Genomic DNA, 17,588 nt, shown 5'->3' on the forward strand with positions numbered 1-17,588 from the left:
GAAGCCCAGTGGCTATCACGTTGCCGGGCGGACGCACGCTCGCCGTAGTGACCGTCGGCGTGCTCGTTGGAACGTTGTTCACCGCGAGCGGCAGCGCCGTCGCCTCGTCGGCGGCGGCGGAGATTCACGCGTGCGTCCACAAGCAGACGCGCTACACCCGGATCGTCAACGCGACGGCCAGGTGCAGGCCGACCGAGGTCCGGATCAAGTGGGGGCAGACGACCCAGGGCCAGCAGGGCATCGCCTCCGCCGGCCCGCAGGGCCCGCGAGGCGCGCAGGGTCCCAAGGGCGACACCGGACCGCAGGGTCCGCAGGGGCAGCAGGGCCTCAAGGGCGCCGCCGGCCCGCAGGGTCCCAAGGGTGAGGCCGGCCCGCAGGGTCCCAAGGGGGATGACGGCAAGCAGGGGCCGCAGGGCCTCAAGGGCGACGACGGCCGGAACGGCATTCAGGGCGAGAGGGGCCCGGCGGGTCCGGCCGGTCCCAAGGGCGACGACGGCAGGCCGGGCGCCCCCGGCCCCAAGGGTGCCGACGGCAAGCCCGGCAGGGACGGCGACGACGGCCGGAACGGCAGGGACGGCGACGACGGTAAGAGCGCCTACGAGGTCTGGCTCGAACTGCCGGGTAACAGGGGCAAGTCCAAGACGGAGTTCATCGCGTCGCTGAAGGGCCCCAAGGGCGACCCCGGCACGCCGGGATCGGGTGGCGGCGGCGGAACCCCCACCGTCACCACCGTCAGCACGCAGTTCAGCTTCGGTGGCCAGGGCGGCAGCCAGAGCGTGAGCTGTGGTCCGGGCAAGGTCGCCACGGGCGGCGGCTTCAGCAGCAACGGCAGCGCTTCCGGCCAGATCTACACGAGCGCGCCCACCGGCTCCACGCCCACCGGCTGGACCGTGAGCGGCAAGAACAGCAGCGGCACCGTCTACGCGATCTGCATGTAGTCCTGACCCCGGGCCGGGCGCGGAACGCCGAACACGAGATCGAGAGAAGGCGTTCCCGCCGGTCACGGGGGCGAGGGCAACGGCAAGACCCAGGGCGTCGTGCACGTGATCCGCACGGCCGCCCGGTCGTCCGACCCGTTCGCGGGAACGCGACGGGCGGGCGGCGCGGCGGGAACCCCCCGTCCCCGTCGCGCCGTCCCCCGGCGCCGACCGTGTGATCCATATAAACGGGCCAGGCCCTTCACCCTCATGCGAGAGCGAAGGGCCTGGCCCACAGGAGCGTCTTCTCATCCGGGAGACGATCAGCCGAAGATGCCCGGCAGGGTAGCCGTGTGCGTCTCCCTGAGCTCGGTGACCGGGATGTCCAGGACGCCCGCCACGTTCAGGGAGTCGCCGCCGGTGGTGCCCAGGCCGTAGCAGGGCACCTCGCGGGCCGCGCACAGCTCCGCGAAGGCGTCGAACGACTCCGGCGCGACGGTCACCAGCACGCGGGCCGACGACTCGCTGAACAGGTCGACGAACGCGTCGTCGCCCGTCAGGGCGACCTCGCAGCCCACGCCCTGGGCGATGCAGGCCTCGGCGAGGGCGATGGCCAGCCCGCCGTCCGACAGGTCGTGGGAACCGGTCAGCAGCCCCCGCGAGGCGGCCTCGGCCAGCACGAGGGCCAGGTCGCGCTCCGACTCCAGCCGCGCCACGGGCGGCAGGCCGCCCAGGTGGCCGTGGGCCACGTGCGCCCACTCCGAGCCGCCGAACTCCTCCTCGGTCTCGCCGAGCAGGACGATCCTGTCGCCGTCGCCGGTGAAGCCGGTCCGCACGCGCGTGGCCACGTCGTCGATGACGCCCAGCACGCCGACGACCGGCGTCGGGTGGATCGGGACGGAGCCCGTCTGGTTGTAGAACGAGACGTTGCCGCCGGTCACCGGGACACCGAGGGTCTTGCAGGCGTCGGCGAGGCCGCGCACCGCCTCGGAGAACTGCCACATGACCTCGGGGTCCTCGGGAGAGCCGAAGTTGAGGCAGTTGGTCACCGCCAGCGGCGTCGCGCCGGTCACGGCCACGTTCCGGTACGCCTCGGCGAGGGCGAGCTGGGCCCCCGCGTACGGGTCGAGGCGGGCGTAGCGGCCGTTGCCGTCGGTGGCCAGCGCGATTCCCCTGGTCGTCTCCTCGGCACCGGGCATGGCCTCGCTGACGCGCAGCACGCCCGCGTCGGCGGGCTGGGCCAGCACGGTGTTGCCGCGGACGTACCGGTCGTACTGGGAGGTGACCCACTCCTTGGACGCGAGGTTCGGCGAGCCGAGGAGCTCCAGCAGCGCCGCGCGCAGGTCGGCGGGGCGGTCGAGGCGGCCGGGGTCGTCGCCGTTCAGCGCGGCCTGGCCGGCGGGCTCGTGGAACGGCCGCTCGTAGACCGGGCCCTCGTCGGCCGCGGTGCCCGGCGGGATGTCGACGATGGTCTCGCCGTGCCAGGTCATCACGAGGCGGTTGGAGTCGGTGACCTCGCCGATCACGGTCGCGGGGATGTCCCACTTCGCGCAGATCGCCATGAAGGCGTCGATGTCGTCGGGGGCGACGACCGCCATCATGCGCTCCTGCGACTCGCTCATCAGGATCTCCTCGGGCCGCAGCGACGGATCGCGCAGCGGGACGAGGTCGAGCCTGACGTCCATGCCGCCGGTGCCCTTGGCCGCCAGCTCGGTGGTCGCGCAGGAGACTCCGGCGGCGCCGAGGTCCTGGATGCCGACGACCACGTCCGCCTGGTACAGCTCCAGGCAGCACTCGATCAGCAGCTTCTCCATGAAGGGGTCGCCGACCTGGACGCTGGGGCGCTTGGCCTGCGACTCGTCCTCGAACGTGGCCGAGGCCAGCACCGAGGCGCCGCCGATGCCGTCGGGGCCGGTCAGCGCGCCGAACAGGACGACCTTGTTGCCCGGCCCCGGGGCCACCGCGAGCTTGATCTGGTCCTTGCGCAGCAGGCCCACGCACAGGGCGTTGACCAGCGGGTTGCCGATGTAGCAGGGGTCGAAGACGACCTCGCCGCCGATGTTGGGCAGCCCCAGGCAGTTGCCGTAGTGGCTGATGCCCTCGACCACGCCGGGCAGCACCCGCCGGGTGTCGGGGGCGTCGGCCGCGCCGAAGCGGAGCGCGTCCATCACCGCGATCGGCCGGGCGCCCATCGACATGATGTCGCGGACGATGCCGCCGACGCCGGTCGCCGCGCCCTGGTGGGGCTCGACGTAGGACGGGTGGTTGTGCGACTCGATCTTGAAGGTGGCGGCCCAGCCGTCGCCGATGTCCACGACCCCGGCGTTCTCCCCCATGCCGACGAGCAGCGCCGCCGACTCGGGGGCCTTGGTGCCGAACTGGCGCAGGTGCACCTTGGACGACTTGTAGGAGCAGTGCTCGCTCCACATGACGCTGTAGATGGCCAGCTCGGAGCCGGTGGGCCGGCGGCCGAGGATCTGGCGGACCCGCTCGTACTCGTCGATCTTCATGCCCAGCTCGGCGTACGGCTGGCGTTCGTCGGGGGTGTCCTCGGCCCGCTTGACGGTGTCGAGACTCATGCGTTCACCAGCTTCTTCAGGATTGAGGAGAAGAAGGCGCGCCCGTCCGTGCTCGGGGCGCCGGTGAGGTCCTCGACGGCGTGCTCGGGGTGCGGCATGAGGCCGACGACGTTGCCGGCCTCGTTGCGGATGCCCGCGATGTCGTTCAGGGAGCCGTTGGGGTTGCCGCCGGTGTAACGGAAGACGACCTGGCCGCCCGCCTCCAGCGCGCCCAGGGTCGCCTCGTCGGCGACGTAGCGGCCCTCGCCGTGCTTGACCGGCAGCACGATCTCCTGGCCCTCGGTGAAGTCCGTGGTCCAGGGGGTGGCGGTGTTCTCGACCCGGATGCCCTGGTCGCGGCAGATGTAGTGCAGCCCGGCGTTGCGCATCAGCGCCCCGGGCAGCAGGTGGGCCTCGCAGAGGATCTGGAAGCCGTTGCAGGTGCCGAGCACCGGCAGCCCGGCTCCGGCGGCGGGGATCAGCTCCTCCATCAGCGGCGCGAACCTGGAGATGGCCCCGCAGCGCAGGTAGTCTCCGTAGGAGAACCCGCCCGGCAGGAAGACCGCGTCCACCCCCTTGAGATCGGGGTCCGCGTGCCACAGCGGGACGGCTTCGCCGCCCGCGTGGCGCACGGCGCGAGCCGCGTCCTGATCGTCAAGAGTTCCGGGAAAAGTGACCACGCCCACGCGGGCAGCACTCATCGTCTTCCTTTCAGCGTGGAGACCCTCGCCTTTAGGCTTGGGAAGGAGACGCGGCAAGGCGTCGCACGGGCTACCCTGTTCGGACGGTGGCGATAACCAAGCCGCCGTACGCATGACCCGCACCACCCTCGCCGCTGGGCTGGCGGAGAGAAAAAACGCCTGTGGAGCCGGTGTAAGACCTCAAAGGGGAGAGTTTTTCTCTTGACGGGCAACCGGTGATGAAGCAGGAAAACCGACCCGTGAGAGTTGGAATCCCCTGGCTTCAGCCGTGGGGAAGAAGTCAAGACAGCGTTCCCCTCCACAAACGAGCACCGCGCCGGCGTCTCACACACTCGGACGTCGGTCCGCGGCGGTGCTCCCAGGCTATCCGCTCCCGGCGAGCGGTCAGGCGCGGAGTGTCCGATCGCACAGCTCAGCGGACGGCGGCCGGGTCCGTACGGTCTTGTTCCGTACGGTCTTATACGGCGGCGAGCACCCGGCCACGGGGGTAGGTGGCGTCGTCGTCCCAGTCGAGGTGCTTGCGCAGGTGCACGACGGTGCCCCGGCCGGGGGTGATGTCGAAGGAGATCTCGTCCACCACGGCCTGCATGATGAGCAGGCCCCTGCCGTTCTCGGCGTCGGTCGGCGGATAGTACTCCGGCACCCGGACGAGGCCCTGGCCCCGGTCGATGATGCGGACGTCGCAGCGGCCGTGGCCGACGGCGGTCTCGACCTCGTAGCGGTTGGCCGGACCCCCGTGCCGTACGGCGTTGGCGCACGCCTCGGTCACCGCCAGCAGGATGTCGGCGATGCAGTCTTCCGTGACTCCGAGCGAGCGCAGGGAGTCACCGAGCGCTCTGCGGACCATCGGAATACCGACGGCCTGTCGCGGCAGAGCCAGCGAGAACTCCATGTCCACCGGTTTCCTCCCGGGGTCAGACGTCACCTCGTGAAGGCTTCCCTGCAGAATCCGGGCTAACCGCAAAATAACCGTAATGTTATTGACTGGTGGTCAAGCCGTGGGATTGCTCCGCCCACAAAGTCGGATATAGCCGGATCTGGGCGGTTGATCTGCGGGGAGTGACGGCCTAGGACTCGACGGTGACGGTGTAGTCCTCGATCACCGTGTTGGCGAGCAGGGTCTCGGCCATTTTTCGGACGTCCGCAAGTGCCGCCTCGTCGGCGGGCCCTTCGACCTCCACCTCGAACCGCTTGCCCTGCCGTACCGCTGAGACACCGGAGAAGCCGAGCCGCGGCAGTGCGCGGGCGATCGCCTGCCCCTGCGCGTCGAGAATCTCGGGCTTCAGCATGACGTCGACGATGACGCGCGCCACGGTGTTCCTCCTGGTTGTGACGGGGACGGTCCGGCGCCTCAAGAGTAACGGGCTCCGGCCGCGCTCCGGCGCGGGGGCCGATCCGGATCCGGATCCCGTGCGAGGAAGCCCGGGCCGTACGCGCGAAGACGACGGGAGCCGGACCCGCGCCGGACCCGCGCCGGACCCGCGCCGTGCGCCCCAAGATGACGGGAGCCTGACCCGCGCCGTGCGCGCGAAGACGGCGGGAGCCCGAGGCCCGGGTCGTACGCGCGAGAGGGCCGGGGCGGCTCCGCGCCACGCGGACGAAACAGGCGGGTGAAAGGGAACGCGCGGGGAACGGGGAGCATATGGACGCCGAGGCAGGTCTTGCGCACATGTATGTGACCTCTGCCACGATGGCCACAAGCGCGGGCGAACCACCACCAGACGGGTCGAACGCGTCGCGAATCGGCCGGACCACGGTGGAGAACCCATCCAGACGGCCCCGAGCACACAGGAGTGGCACGTGACAGCCGACGCCTCTCGTGGTGCGGAAGCACCTCCGGAGCTCATCCAGCTGCTGACCCCCGAAGGAGAACGGGTCGAGCATCCCGACTACGACATAGATCTGACGCCCGAGGAGATCCGCGGGCTCTACCGGGACCTGGTCATGGTCCGCCGCGTCGACCTGGAGGCCGTGGCCCTGCAACGCCAGGGCGAGCTGGGCCTGTGGGCCTCGCTGCTCGGGCAGGAGGCCGCGCAGATCGGCTCCGGCCGGGCGCTGACCGAGGCGGACATGGCGTTCCCGACCTACCGCGAGCACGGCGTGGCCTGGTGCAGGGGGGTCGACCCGGTCAACCTCCTCGGCCTGTTCCGCGGCGTCAACCACGGAGGCTGGGACCCCGCCGAGCACAACTTCCACCTCTACACCATCGTGATCGGCAGCCAGACCCTGCACGCGGTCGGCTACGCCATGGGCATCCAGCGCGACGGCGCCGAGGCCGCGAGCATCGTCTACTTCGGCGACGGCGCCACCTCCCAGGGCGACGTGAACGAGTCGTTCATCTGGGCGTCGGTGTTCAACGCGCCGGTGGTGTTCTTCTGCCAGAACAACCAGTGGGCCATCTCCGAGCCGCTGGAGAAGCAGTCGCGCATCCCGCTGTACCGCAGGGCCAGCGGGTTCGGGTTCCCCGGCGTCCGGGTCGACGGCAACGACGTCTTCGCCTGCCTGGCCGTCACCCGCAAGGCGCTGGCCGACGCCAGGTCCGGGCAGGGGCCCATGCTGATCGAGGCCTTCACCTACCGGATGGGCGCCCACACCACCTCCGACGACCCGACCCGCTACCGGGTGGCCGCCGAGCTGGAGGCGTGGAAGCTCAAGGACCCGATCGAGCGGGTCAGGGCCTACATGTTCAAGAACCAGATCGCCGACCAGGAGTTCTTCGACGCGGTCGACGCCGAGGCCGACGAGCTGGGACGGGACGTCCGCAAGCGCTGCCTCGAACTGCCCGACCCCGAGCCGCTGGCCATCTTCGACAACGTCTACGCCGAGCGGCACTCCCTGATCGACGCCGAGCGTGCCGAGTTCGCCACCTACCTGGAGGGGTTCGAGGCATGAGCATTCTCACGATGGCCAAGGCGCTCAACGAGGGCATGCGCAAGGCCATGGAGGACGACCCCAAGGTCCTCGTCATGGGTGAGGACGTCGGCAAGCTCGGCGGGGTGTTCCGGGTGACGGACGGCCTGCAGAAGGACTTCGGCGAGCAGCGGGTCATCGACACCCCGCTCGCCGAGTCGGGCATCGTCGGGACGGCCATCGGCCTGGCGCTGCGCGGCTACCGGCCGGTCTGCGAGATCCAGTTCGACGGATTCGTCTTCCCCGCGGCCGACCAGATCATCACGCAGCTCGCCAAGATGCCGCTGCGCTCGCTGGGCAAGCTGAGACTGCCGGTCGTCATCCGGATCCCGTGCGGCGGCGGCATCGGCGCGGTGGAGCACCACAGCGAGTCGCCCGAGGCCTACTTCACCCACACGGCGGGGCTGCGCGTCGTGGCCTGCTCCAACCCGGCCGACGCCTACACCATGATCCAGCAGGCGATCCGCTGCGACGACCCGGTGATCTTCTTCGAGCCCAAGCGGCGCTACTGGGAGAAGGCCGAGGTGGACGTCGACCCCTCCGGCTGGACCCCCTTCGACGAGGCCAAGGTGGTGCGGCCGGGGACGGACCTCACCCTGCTCGCGTACGGGCCGATGGTGAAGACCTGCCTGGAGGCCGCGAAGGCGGCCGAGGAGGACGGCCGCTCCCTGGAGGTCGTGGACCTGCGCTCGCTCAACCCGCTCGACACCGCGAGGGTCGTGGAGTCGGTGCGCCGGACCGGGCGATGCGTCGTGGTGCACGAGGCGCCGGTCTTCAACGGCTTCGGCGCCGAGGTCGCCGCCCGCGTCACCGAGGAGTGCTTCTACCACCTGGAGGCCCCGGTCCTGAGGGCCGGAGGGCCCTCGACCCCCTACCCGCCCTCGCGGCTCGAGGACCACTACCTGCCCGACCTGGACCGGGTCCTGCACGCAGTCGACCGCGCGTTCGCGTTCTGAGGAAGGGCTGGAGATGAAGGAGTTCAAGCTCCCCGACGTGGGAGAGGGCCTGACCGAGGCGGAGATCGTCCGCTGGCACGTGAAGACCGGGGACCCGGTCAAGGTCAACCAGATCATCGTGGAGATCGAGACCGCCAAGGCCGTCGTCGAGCTTCCCTGCCCGTTCGAGGGCGTGGTGGCCGCGCTGATGGCGGACGAGGGCGAGGTCGTGGACGTCGGCAGGCCGATCATCTCGGTGGACGACGGCACGGGTCCCCCTCCGGCCCCCGCTCAGGCGGCGGAGGGGACGGCGGACCGGGCGGGAGCCCTGGCCGACGACATGGTGCCGACCCCGCCGGCCGAGGTGCGGCAGCCGGTGCTGGTGGGCTACGGCGTCAAGCCGGGTGCGGCCAAACGCCGTCCCCGAAAGCCGTCCTCCCCCGAAGGCGCGTCCGGTGCGTCTGCCGCGGCCGATACGTCCGGTACGCCTTCCGGGGCTACGCGGCCCGACGAGGCGGCGCCTGGCACGCCCGAGGGAACGGTGTCCGCGGCGCGGTCCGGCGTGAACGGACCTGGCGTGAACGGGCCCGGTGCGGTCACGGGCTCTTCCACGGCCTCGCCCACGGTTTCCCCGCCGGGGGCGGGGCGGGGCGCGGTCCTGGCGAAGCCCCCGGTGCGGAAGCTCGCCAAGGACCTGGGGGTCGACCTGACGTCCCTCCTGGGGACCGGTCCGCACGGGTCGATCACCAGGGACGACGTCCAGGCCGCGCTCGCCGCCCCCGCCCGGGAGAACGACGTCCAGGCCGCCCCCGCCCGGCCGCGGGTACCGGCCGTGACGTGGGAGGGCGAGGACGAGGAGCGGATCCCGGTCAAGGGGGTCCGGAAGGCGACCGCGCAGGCCATGGTGGCGTCCGCGTTCACCGCGCCGCATGTGACGGAGTTCCTCCAGGTGGACGTGACGGCGACCATGGACGCGGTCCAGCGCCTCCGCGGGCTGCCCGACTTCGCCGAGGTCAAGGTCTCCCCGCTGCTCCTGGTCGCCAAGGCGGTGCTCGTCGCCGCCCGCCGCTACCCGATGATCAACTCTGCCTGGGACGAGGCCCGCCAGGAGATCGTGGTCAAGCACCGCGTCAACCTGGGGATCGCCGCGGCCACCCCCCGCGGCCTGCTCGTCCCCAATGTCAAGGACGCCCACCGCCTGTCGCTGCCCGACCTGGCCGGCGCCCTGGGAGCCCTCGCCGAGACCGCCAGGGCGGGCCGCACCCAGCCCGCCGACATGGCGGGGGGCACGATCACGATCACCAACGTGGGCGTCTTCGGGGTGGACGCGGGGACCCCGATCCTCAACCCGGGCGAGTCGGCGATCCTGGCCTTCGGCCAGGTCAGGGACATGCCGTGGGTGGTGGACGGTCAGGTCGTGCCGCGCAGGGTCTGCACGCTCGCCCTCTCGTTCGACCACCGGGTGGTGGACGGAGAGCTGGGCTCGCTGTTCCTCCGCGACGTCGGCGCCATGCTCGAGGACCCGCTCCGCATGCTCGCCTGGGGCTGACCCCACGACACCGACGGGTCCGCCCCCTCCCGGGGGGCGGACCCGAGGACCGTTCGCAGGCGTGTCCCGTGGACGGCCTGGAGGGGCCCGTGGCCCCGTGGCCCCGTGGCCCCGTGGCCCCGTGGTCCCGGTGGCCTGCGTGTCTCGTGGATGGCCGGGAGACAGGCGCGTGTTCCGTGGCCGGACGGGAAGCCCGGCGTGGTCCCGTGGACGGTTCGAGGCAGGACCCTTCCCCGCCCCCAGGGGTCTGGCCTTTCCCGCCCCCCAGGGATCCTGCTCTCTTCGCGCCCGCTCCCCGGGGGTCCTGCTCTCTTCGCGCCCGCGCCCTGGGGGGCCAGGTCTCCCTGGGGGGCCGGGTCTCTTCGCGCCCGTCGGAAGGCGGGGAGGGCGGGGCCTTCCGATATACCCCGAAGTGCCTGCCTGGCATTTTCCGGCTTCGCGTGTCAATTGCCGCGACGGGAAAACGACGAGGGCTTCGAACGGTCTCACCCGGCCGCCGGGACGCCGTACCGGCCGTCGGTCGGGCGGTAATGAGAAACCCCTTTTTGGCTCCTGTGGATCAAGCTTTAAGGTGTGTATCCCCAGCTCGGACGAGGGTGTGGAGCGACACTGGGAACTTGTGTGAGCCTTTACCCTCAATACGTTTTATGGCTTCCGCGAATGGCTTGTTAAAACATCTTTAATGCGTGCTGAATTTGGTGATTTGTCAGGGTATGGGTGCTAGTGTCGTGGTTGGTAAGCGCGACAAGCTCAGCACGAAGGGGGAAGCCATGACTTTCAAGCAGCTCTTCCCGACCGGCCGGTTCTTGGAGTGGGGATGCTGCCGTCGTCGCCGCCGCTGTGGATGCGGGGGCGGCGGGTGGTGGTGGTAAGCCAGATCCGGTGCTAGCGGAAACAAATGAGAGCCGGCGGGTCAACCGTCGGCTCTCATTCTCAAAGTCGCTCTCGCCTCACGGGGCGAGGGCCGCGGTGCGCCGTCCCCCGCTGGCGCCGACGGTCTCCATTCGCAGGACATTCCGGGAATTCTGGCCCTACACCCGCGGCATCCGCCATCTGCTCGTGGCCGGTGGCGTGCTCGCCATCGTCGCGGCCGTCTGCGAGGTCGCCGCGATCGGCCTGTTCGGGTACATCACGGACGAGGTCCTCAGCAAGCAGAACCTGGGGGCCTTCTGGCTTCCCGCCGCCGCCTGGCTGGGCCTCGCGGCGACCGCGGGACTGGTCTCCTTCGTGGGCTCCTACCTCACCGCCCTCGGCGGCGAGCGCTTCCTGCTGCGGTTGCGCGACAGGGTGTTCGAGCACATCCAGACGCTCACGCCCGACTTCTTCGACAACCGCCGCCTGGGTGACCTGATGGCCAGGCTCACCGACGACATCGAGGCCATCGAGGAACTCATCGGCTCCGGCCTGGTCAAACTCTTCACCACGCTCGTCAGCATCGTCTTCTTCGCCGGTGCGGCCTTCTACATCAGGTGGGATCTGGCCCTGCTGACGTTCCTGCTGGTCCCGGCCTTCCTGCTGGTCGCCAAGATCTTCGCGAGCAGGTTCAGGACCGTGTCGGCGCGCGAGCGGCTCAGTAACGGGATCATGAACAGCGTCATCGAGGAGGGCCTGTCCAACCAGTCGCTCGTCCAGTCCTACAACCGCCAGGGCGTCGAGGCCGAGCGGCTGCACGGAGAGGGAAGCACCTGGATGCGGGCCAACGTGGCACAGGCGTGGCTCTCCTCCCTGTACGGGCCCGTCCTGCAGGTCATCGAGACCGTCTGCCTGATCACCATCCTCGGGTTCGGCGCGTGGGAGATCTCCTCGGGACGCCTCACCATCGGCGGCCTGCTCGCCTTCGCCGCCTACCTCGCCTACCTCTACCCGGCGGTGCAGAACCTGGGGCAGATCGCCCTCACCGTCTCCGAGGCGGCGGCGGGCTCCGACCGCGTCATCGAGATCCTGACCACCCGGCCGACCGTCACCGACCGCGACGACGCCGTCCACATGGGACGCGGACGGGGCCACATCGAGTTCCAGGGGGTCGGCTTCACCTATCCGAACAGGAGGAGGCCCACGCTGCGGGACCTGTCCTTCGCCGTCGAGCCGGGGGAACTGGTCGTGTGCACCGGGCCCAGCGGCGTGGGCAAGTCCACGATCGCGAAGCTCCTGCTGCGCTTCTACGACCCCACGGCCGGGCGCGTCCTCCTCGACGGGATGGACATCCGGGAGCTGTCACGTGAGTCGCTGCGCGACAACATCACCATCCTGCAGCAGGAGAATCTGCTCTTCTCCGGGACCGTACGCGAGAACATCGCCTACGGAAGCCCCGGCGCGGACCCGGACGCCGTCGTCAGGGCCGCCGTGATGGCGGACGTCCACGACTTCGTCACCACGCTTCCCCTCGGGTACGACACGCCGATCGGGCAGCGCGGCAGGCTGATGTCGGGCGGGCAGCGCCAGCGGATCGCCATCGCCAGGGCCATCCTGCGCGACGCGCCCGTGCTCGTCCTCGACGAGCCGATGACGGGCCTCGACGCGCCCACCGCGGCGCGGATCATGGAACCGCTCAAGCGGTTGATGGCCGGGCGCACCACCATCCTGATCACCCACGACCTCCGGTTCATCCCCGAGGCGGCCCACAAGATCGTGCTCGAAGCCGTGCCGAGACGCTCCAGCCAGATAAGGATCAAGTCCGCCGGGCGCCGCGGGTCCGCACTGCGCCCGGCGTGAGGGCGGATTTCCCCGCAAAATCGGCGGATCGGCGGCAGCATCGTTCGGCGCCGCCGTGGCGCCGCCAGGGAGCCACCGTGAAGGCGCCAGGGAGCCACCGTGAAGGCGCCAGGGAGCGGCCGGGAGGCGGCCGGAATCCGGTCGAGATGTGACCCGGGGCCCGGCCGGGACGGGCAGGGCCTGGTCCGGACGGGGTGCGGGGCGCGGGGCCGAGGATGGGACCGGGGCGCCGCAGGGTCCCGAAGCGCCTGGCCGTACGCTGGCCGGGCACTCAGGACACCTGGGTCACCCGAACGAAGGGAAGATCATGTTCCGGCATGTCGTGCTGTTCACCTGGACGGAAGAGGCCACCGAGGAGCAGCGGGCCAGGGCCGCCACGGAGATCGGCAAGCTGCCCGAAACCATCACGGAGATCCGCTCCTACACCCTCGGTTCCGACGCGGGCGTGAACCCGGGCAACCACCAGTTCGCCATCGTCGCGGACTTCGACAGCGTCGACGACTACATCGTCTACCGCGACCACCCGCTGCATGTGGCCACGGTCGCCGAGCACCTCAAGCCGATCATGGCCTCGCGGGCGGCGGTGCAGTTCGAGGTCTAGGGCGGCACGGTCTTCGAGCTGCCGGCGTATTCGCATCCCCCCACAGGACCGTCCACCGGTCTCCGAGGGGTCGATCGCCGCCGGTGGCTGCGCGTCGTCCACGGGCTGGGCTCCGCGCCGCACCGGCTCGTGACCACGGCGGGGACGCGGGCGGGAACGCCCGGTTCGAGACGCGCGGGCGATGGCCATGCCGCGCGTCACCAGGGTACTTCGCCCGCGTCCTCGAAGAACTTCCCGGTCGGGCCGTCGTCGGGGAGGGTCGCGAGTTTGACGGCGATCGCCGCGCCCTGTCCGGGGGTGCGCACGCCGCGGAAGCCGTTGAGGTCGGTCGCGACGAAGCCGGGGCAGCCGACGTTGATCAGGATGTTCGTGCCGCTCAGCTCCCGGGCGTACTGGACGGTGACGGCGTTCAGGAAAGTCTTCGACGGCGCGTACGCCACGGCCACCGGACCCGTCGTCTGCTCACCGGCGACTCCCGACTGCCGGGTGAGGGAACCGACGCTGCTGGACGTGTTCACGATCCGCGGCGAGGCGGAGCGGCGCAGCAGCGGCAACATCGCGTTGGTGACGCGGATGACGCCGATCACGTTGGTCTCCACGACCGCCCGGATGGTGGCCGGATCGACCCGGCTGGGCTCCTGCGGCATGCCACCGGTGATGCCCGCGTTGTTGACGAGCACGTCGAGGCGCCCGGCCCGCTCCTCGATCAGCCGTGCGGCGGCGGTCGCGCTCGCGTCGTCGGTCACGTCCAGCGGTACGCCGAACGCGTCGACGCCGGTCGCGCGCAGCTTCTCCACCGCGTCCGTACGGCGCTGGTCGTCGCGGGCGCCGACGCCGACGCTCCAGCCGAGGGCGCCCAGGCCCGCCGCGATCTCGTACCCGATTCCCTTGTTCGCGCCCGTGACCAGCGCGATCGTCCGTTGACTCATGGGAACGATGCTGCCCCGGACCTCGGCGAGGGGTCCAACACCGATCAGGTGAGCAGCGATACCGTCAAGGTATCGATCCCGGGTAGCATGACCACGTGGAGACCCGGGAACTGCGTTACTTCGTCGCTGTCGCCGAAGAGCTGCACTTCGGGCGCGCCGCGCGGCGGCTCGGGATGGCACAGCCGCCTCTGTCGCGGGCGATCCAGCAGCTCGAACGCCGGCTCGGGGCAGCGCTGCTGGACCGGACCAGCCGCACCGTCACACTGACCGAGGCCGGCTCGGTGCTGTTGGCCGAGAGCCGGGCGGCCCTCGCCGCGGTCGACGCCGCCGAGCGCCGGACCCGCCGCGCCGCCCTCACCGCGACCGGCGGTCCCGGCCTGATCCTGGCCGCCAAGGCCGGCGCGTCCAGCGAGCTGCTGGCGAAACTGCTCGGCCTCTACGCCGCCGAACCCGGCGCGACCCCCGTCGAGGTCACCCTGTGCGGCCCGGGCGAGCAGGAACGGCTGCTGCGCGAGGGCCGGGCCGACGTGGCGCTGCTGCACCGGCCGTTCGACTCGACGGCCGGGTTCGACACCGAAGAGCTCAGCACGGAGAGCCAGGTCGTGGTCCTGCCGGCAGGGCATCCACTCACCCTCCGGACCCACGTGCACCTGGCCGACATCACCGCGCTGCCAGGCCTGCCGCTGCCACGCTGGCCCGCCCCCGACGGCACCTACCCGCCCGGCCCCGGCCCGCAGGTCCGCGACCACACGCAGTTGCTGCAGACGGTCGCACTCGGCCGCGCGTGCACGATCTTGCCGGAGTCGTGCCGGAACCAACTGCACGATGACCTCGCCGCCGTGCCCGTGCTGGACGCGCCGACGGTCACCACCGTGATCGCCTGGCCACCGCACAGCCGGTCCAGAGCCGTCGCCGACCTCATCCGGATCGCGACACGCCTTTGAGGCCCTAGACCTCCGGCGGATGGTTCTCGCGGTGCATCAGGCGTTCCTCGGACGTGTGCCCGCGCTTGGGGGCCATCACGATGCTCAGCACGACTCCGACCGCACCGACGATCATGAAGATCACGCCGATCACGTCGATGTGCACGGCCTCGCCGAGGACGTCGGGTTCGATGGCGAAGCGGAGGATGGCGCCGAGCGTGAGAAAGAAGATGCTGACCCCGACACCCATGAGTTCCTCCGGGTAAGGCTGTCCGCCAGGTAAAGGGAAGGTCCGAGGTTGGTCATACCCTCTCTGGCGTGATCACACCACCGAGAAGGACCTTGTCCGCGGCGGTGGGCCCGGACGAGCCCAGCCACACCGGCACCCCGAGGGCCTCCGCCACCGCCGCGGGCCAGTCGTCGATCCCGTCGGCGTAGCGCGGCCCGGCCTCTCGCAGCCGTTCCGTCAGCCCGGCCTGCCCGTCGAGGTCGCCCGCCGCGCCCACCGGAAGCTCGCCGATGTCGTACGACACGCACATCCGCGACACCGGCGCGTCCAGGTGGGTGAGCGCGAGGGCGTCGGCCCCGCCGGAGACCGCCAGCGCGTAGCGGTGGGCCACCGCGTCGAAGTGGCCGGTGCGGAAGGGCCCCTGCCAGGGGCCGGTCCCGTTGTGGGCCTCGGGCAGCGCGAGCGCCGCGTCCTCGGTGACCAGCGGCCCCGGGCCGTGGCGCGGGGTGTAGGTCCGCAGCACGCCCAGCCGCGTGGCGGGCACCCCGTCGAGCAGTTCCAGCGCGTTGGCGAAGGTCGTCGTGCTCCAGGTGGTGTACGGGTGGAAACCGTGCCACTCGTCGAGCAGCACGCCCTGCGCCCCCTCGAAGACCACGGGCCGCCGGCGCAGCAGTGCGGTCATGAACGAGGAGCCGACCAGGATCACCCGCTCGGCGAACGCCCGGTAGGCGTCGACGCAGTCCTCCACGGGCGGCCCGGTCACCCCCAGGGCCTCGCGGAGCGCGCGCAGTTTGCGGGCGAGCCTGACCGGCTCCTCGCAGTCGCCCGCGACGGGCGCGAGATCGGGGTGCTCCAGGGCGTAGGCCATGGTCTCGCCGACGCCCATCCCGCACGACCCGTGCCGGTCCGCACCGCGCGCCAGCTCCCTGGCCCGTCCCGCCGCCACGTGGTACGGCGTGGCGAGCAGGGCGTCCCGGTCCACGGTGAGCAGGCAGAACGGGTCGGCGACGCCCAGCTCGGCCAGGTGGTCGGCCTCCCTGGCCAGCGACAGCGGATCCACGACCATGAACCTGGACAGATGGGTCGGCACACCCCTGAGCGTGCCCGAACCGAACTGCGCGAACGTGTGCTGTCTCCCGTCGGGCAGGACGACGTTGTGGCCCGCCTGCCCACCCCCGTTGAACCTGACGACGGCCTGGACGGGCTCGCGGGCGCAGAGCCAGTCGACGACGGTGCCCTTCCCCGCGTCGCCGTACCCGAGGTCGGTCACGATCACGTGCTCACGCATGCGGCCACCCGTTCACCCTCGTCTCCTCCCCTTCCCGTCTCCCCGGCGAGTCGTTCCTCGCCGGCCCCTCCACACGAGTCCCCACCGGCGGGGGCGTCTCGGTCCTTTCACCGGAGTTCGCTCTCCCCGCAGGGGCGTTGTCCACCGGAGGTCCGCCCGGCGGGGGCGTTGTCCACCGGAGGTCGCTCTCCCGGCGGGGGCGTTGTCCGCTCGGCGCCGGACCGGAGGTCCCTCCCCGGCGGGGCGTTGTTCCCGCCGGGGAGGGACCGTCTCCCTTCGTGATGGCACTCCCCGCCGCTTTCGCGGTGGCCGCCGCACGGCGGGGAGGTCTTCTAAAGCCGCATCACGCCGCTGTCGCCGCCCAGGTCGAGCCCGTCGGCCACCACGAGGGTGCCCCGGTCGAGCTTGGCGAGGGCCTTGCCCACGACGGTTCCGGCGTTCGAGCCGAGCTCGTCGAGGTCGTCCAGACCCTCCCGCAGGTCGATGGCGTCCTCGCCGAGGCCGACGGTGAGCGCGATGGTCTCGCAGACCGCGTCCAGGTCGTCCAGCTCCAGCACGTTCTGGCCGAGCAGCTCGCGCCAGGCGGCCAGCACCTGGCCGTTCCCGGCATAGTGCGTCCCGGCGGGAAGGATGTAGTAGACGTCGTAGATCCTGGTCAGCTCGGCGACCAGCTCCTTGGTGGGGATGTCGCGCCTGAGCCGCTCGCCGACGACCTTCTCGACCTCGCGCCGCTTGACCTGCGGGTAGGGGAGCTCGTCGCCGATGATGAACAGGTAGCCCCGGCGGCCCCGCTTCTCGAAACAGTCGATCGAGGTGTGCCTGGCCATGAAGTACATCGCCAGCTCGTACGACTCGGTCATCTGGCCGCCGCCCCCGCCCTCGAGCAGGATCTTGCCCAGGTGCTCGTCCATCCGGTTGTCGGACTCGAACTGGCCGACCTGCAGCGGGGCCCGGTCGCAGGTGGCGTCGCCGATCGCGCCGAAGAGGATCTGCGGGTCGGTGGCGTACCCCTTGCGGAGCAGCAGCCCGAGCAGGTCGGGCAGCTTGGTCTGGAGGGTGCGGGGCACCCCGCCCATCGAGCCGGTCACGTCGAACAGGACGGCCACGGCCAGGGAGTTGGGATGCTCGGCGGAGTCTCGGCTCTCGCGGAGCGTCACACCGTGCGGGTCGAGGTCGGGGTGAGCGGAGCGGGCGCCGCCGTCGCTGTAGGCGAAGGCGCTCGAACCCTTCGCCGCGCGGTAGCTCGCGGCGGCGGAGTAGACGTCGGTGGACCAGTTTCCGCTTCCCACGGGTGATCTCCTCGGATCAGGGGTGGAACGTTCTATGAAAATCGCGA

The 17,588-nt window shown here is 70.9% G+C and carries 15 protein-coding genes; 7 read left to right on the forward strand and 8 right to left on the reverse strand.

Annotation, left to right across the window (positions count from 1 at the left end; all coding sequences use genetic code 11):
- Positions 1 to 8 precede the first annotated feature (8 nt).
- On the forward strand, positions 9 to 938 hold the full coding sequence (locus AB0G15_RS25745; RefSeq protein WP_362844445.1) for a hypothetical protein: 930 nt from the start codon (positions 9 to 11) through the stop codon (positions 936 to 938).
- A gap of 302 nt (positions 939 to 1,240) precedes the next feature.
- Here the strand turns inward: AB0G15_RS25745 and purL are convergent, their stop codons facing one another.
- The 4 genes from purL to purS form a co-directional block, all read right to left on the reverse strand.
- A complete protein-coding gene (purL, locus tag AB0G15_RS25750; RefSeq protein ID WP_362844448.1) occupies positions 1,241 to 3,496 on the reverse strand; it encodes a phosphoribosylformylglycinamidine synthase subunit PurL in 2,256 nt (751 codons plus the stop codon).
- Positions 3,493 to 4,176, reverse strand: a complete 684-nt coding sequence (purQ, locus tag AB0G15_RS25755) for a phosphoribosylformylglycinamidine synthase subunit PurQ (RefSeq protein WP_362844450.1) — start codon at positions 4,174 to 4,176, stop codon at positions 3,493 to 3,495. Before purQ ends, purL begins: the two co-directional genes overlap by 4 nt.
- A gap of 457 nt (positions 4,177 to 4,633) precedes the next feature.
- Positions 4,634 to 5,068: an ATP-binding protein gene (locus AB0G15_RS25760; protein WP_362695710.1), complete on the reverse strand. Its 435-nt coding sequence runs from the start codon at positions 5,066 to 5,068 to the stop codon at positions 4,634 to 4,636.
- A 175-nt stretch (positions 5,069 to 5,243) separates the two neighbouring features.
- Positions 5,244 to 5,489 (reverse strand): phosphoribosylformylglycinamidine synthase subunit PurS, encoded by a 246-nt coding sequence (purS, locus tag AB0G15_RS25765; RefSeq protein WP_362695712.1) that lies wholly within the window; start codon positions 5,487 to 5,489, stop codon positions 5,244 to 5,246.
- Positions 5,490 to 5,976: 487 nt separating this feature from the next.
- Between purS and pdhA the strand changes: the two genes are divergently transcribed.
- From pdhA to AB0G15_RS25790, 5 genes are all read left to right on the forward strand, one after another.
- On the forward strand, positions 5,977 to 7,068 hold the full coding sequence (gene pdhA, locus AB0G15_RS25770) for a pyruvate dehydrogenase (acetyl-transferring) E1 component subunit alpha (RefSeq protein WP_344747633.1): 1,092 nt from the start codon (positions 5,977 to 5,979) through the stop codon (positions 7,066 to 7,068).
- Complete coding sequence (locus AB0G15_RS25775) at positions 7,065 to 8,042, forward strand: alpha-ketoacid dehydrogenase subunit beta (protein WP_362844454.1); 978 nt, start codon at positions 7,065 to 7,067, stop codon at positions 8,040 to 8,042. The genes pdhA and AB0G15_RS25775 overlap by 4 nt, the downstream gene beginning before the upstream one ends.
- A gap of 13 nt (positions 8,043 to 8,055) precedes the next feature.
- Positions 8,056 to 9,570, forward strand: a complete 1,515-nt coding sequence (locus AB0G15_RS25780; protein ID WP_362844456.1) for a dihydrolipoamide acetyltransferase family protein — start codon at positions 8,056 to 8,058, stop codon at positions 9,568 to 9,570.
- Between the two features lie 969 nt (positions 9,571 to 10,539).
- Positions 10,540 to 12,282, forward strand: coding sequence for an ABC transporter ATP-binding protein (locus AB0G15_RS25785; RefSeq protein WP_362844459.1), 1,743 nt, complete (start codon positions 10,540 to 10,542; stop codon positions 12,280 to 12,282).
- Positions 12,283 to 12,589: 307 nt separating this feature from the next.
- Positions 12,590 to 12,883, forward strand: coding sequence for a Dabb family protein (locus AB0G15_RS25790; RefSeq protein WP_362695722.1), 294 nt, complete (start codon positions 12,590 to 12,592; stop codon positions 12,881 to 12,883).
- A gap of 197 nt (positions 12,884 to 13,080) precedes the next feature.
- On the opposite strand, the gene AB0G15_RS25795 is transcribed toward AB0G15_RS25790, so the two are convergent.
- Positions 13,081 to 13,812, reverse strand: a complete 732-nt coding sequence (locus tag AB0G15_RS25795) for an SDR family NAD(P)-dependent oxidoreductase (protein WP_362844462.1) — start codon at positions 13,810 to 13,812, stop codon at positions 13,081 to 13,083.
- A 95-nt stretch (positions 13,813 to 13,907) separates the two neighbouring features.
- On the opposite strand from AB0G15_RS25795, the gene AB0G15_RS25800 reads away from it, so the two are divergent.
- Entirely contained in the window at positions 13,908 to 14,756 is an 849-nt protein-coding gene (locus AB0G15_RS25800) for a LysR family transcriptional regulator (protein ID WP_362844464.1), read from the forward strand.
- Positions 14,757 to 14,760: 4 nt separating this feature from the next.
- Here AB0G15_RS25800 and AB0G15_RS25805 read toward each other — a convergent pair whose 3' ends face one another.
- The 3 genes from AB0G15_RS25805 to AB0G15_RS25815 all read right to left on the reverse strand — a co-directional run bounded on the left by AB0G15_RS25805 (position 14,761) and on the right by AB0G15_RS25815 (position 17,541).
- Positions 14,761 to 14,985, reverse strand: a complete 225-nt coding sequence (locus AB0G15_RS25805; RefSeq protein WP_362844467.1) for a DUF6458 family protein — start codon at positions 14,983 to 14,985, stop codon at positions 14,761 to 14,763.
- Between the two features lie 52 nt (positions 14,986 to 15,037).
- A complete protein-coding gene (locus AB0G15_RS25810) occupies positions 15,038 to 16,252 on the reverse strand; it encodes an adenylosuccinate synthetase (protein WP_362844470.1) in 1,215 nt (404 codons plus the stop codon).
- A 332-nt stretch (positions 16,253 to 16,584) separates the two neighbouring features.
- Entirely contained in the window at positions 16,585 to 17,541 is a 957-nt protein-coding gene (locus tag AB0G15_RS25815) for a hypothetical protein (RefSeq protein WP_362844473.1), read from the reverse strand.
- Positions 17,542 to 17,588: the final 47 nt, after the last annotated feature.

The sequence above is a fragment of the Streptosporangium sp. NPDC023825 genome (assembly GCF_040639575.1).
Taxonomy (GTDB): Bacteria; Actinomycetota; Actinomycetes; order Streptosporangiales; family Streptosporangiaceae; genus Streptosporangium.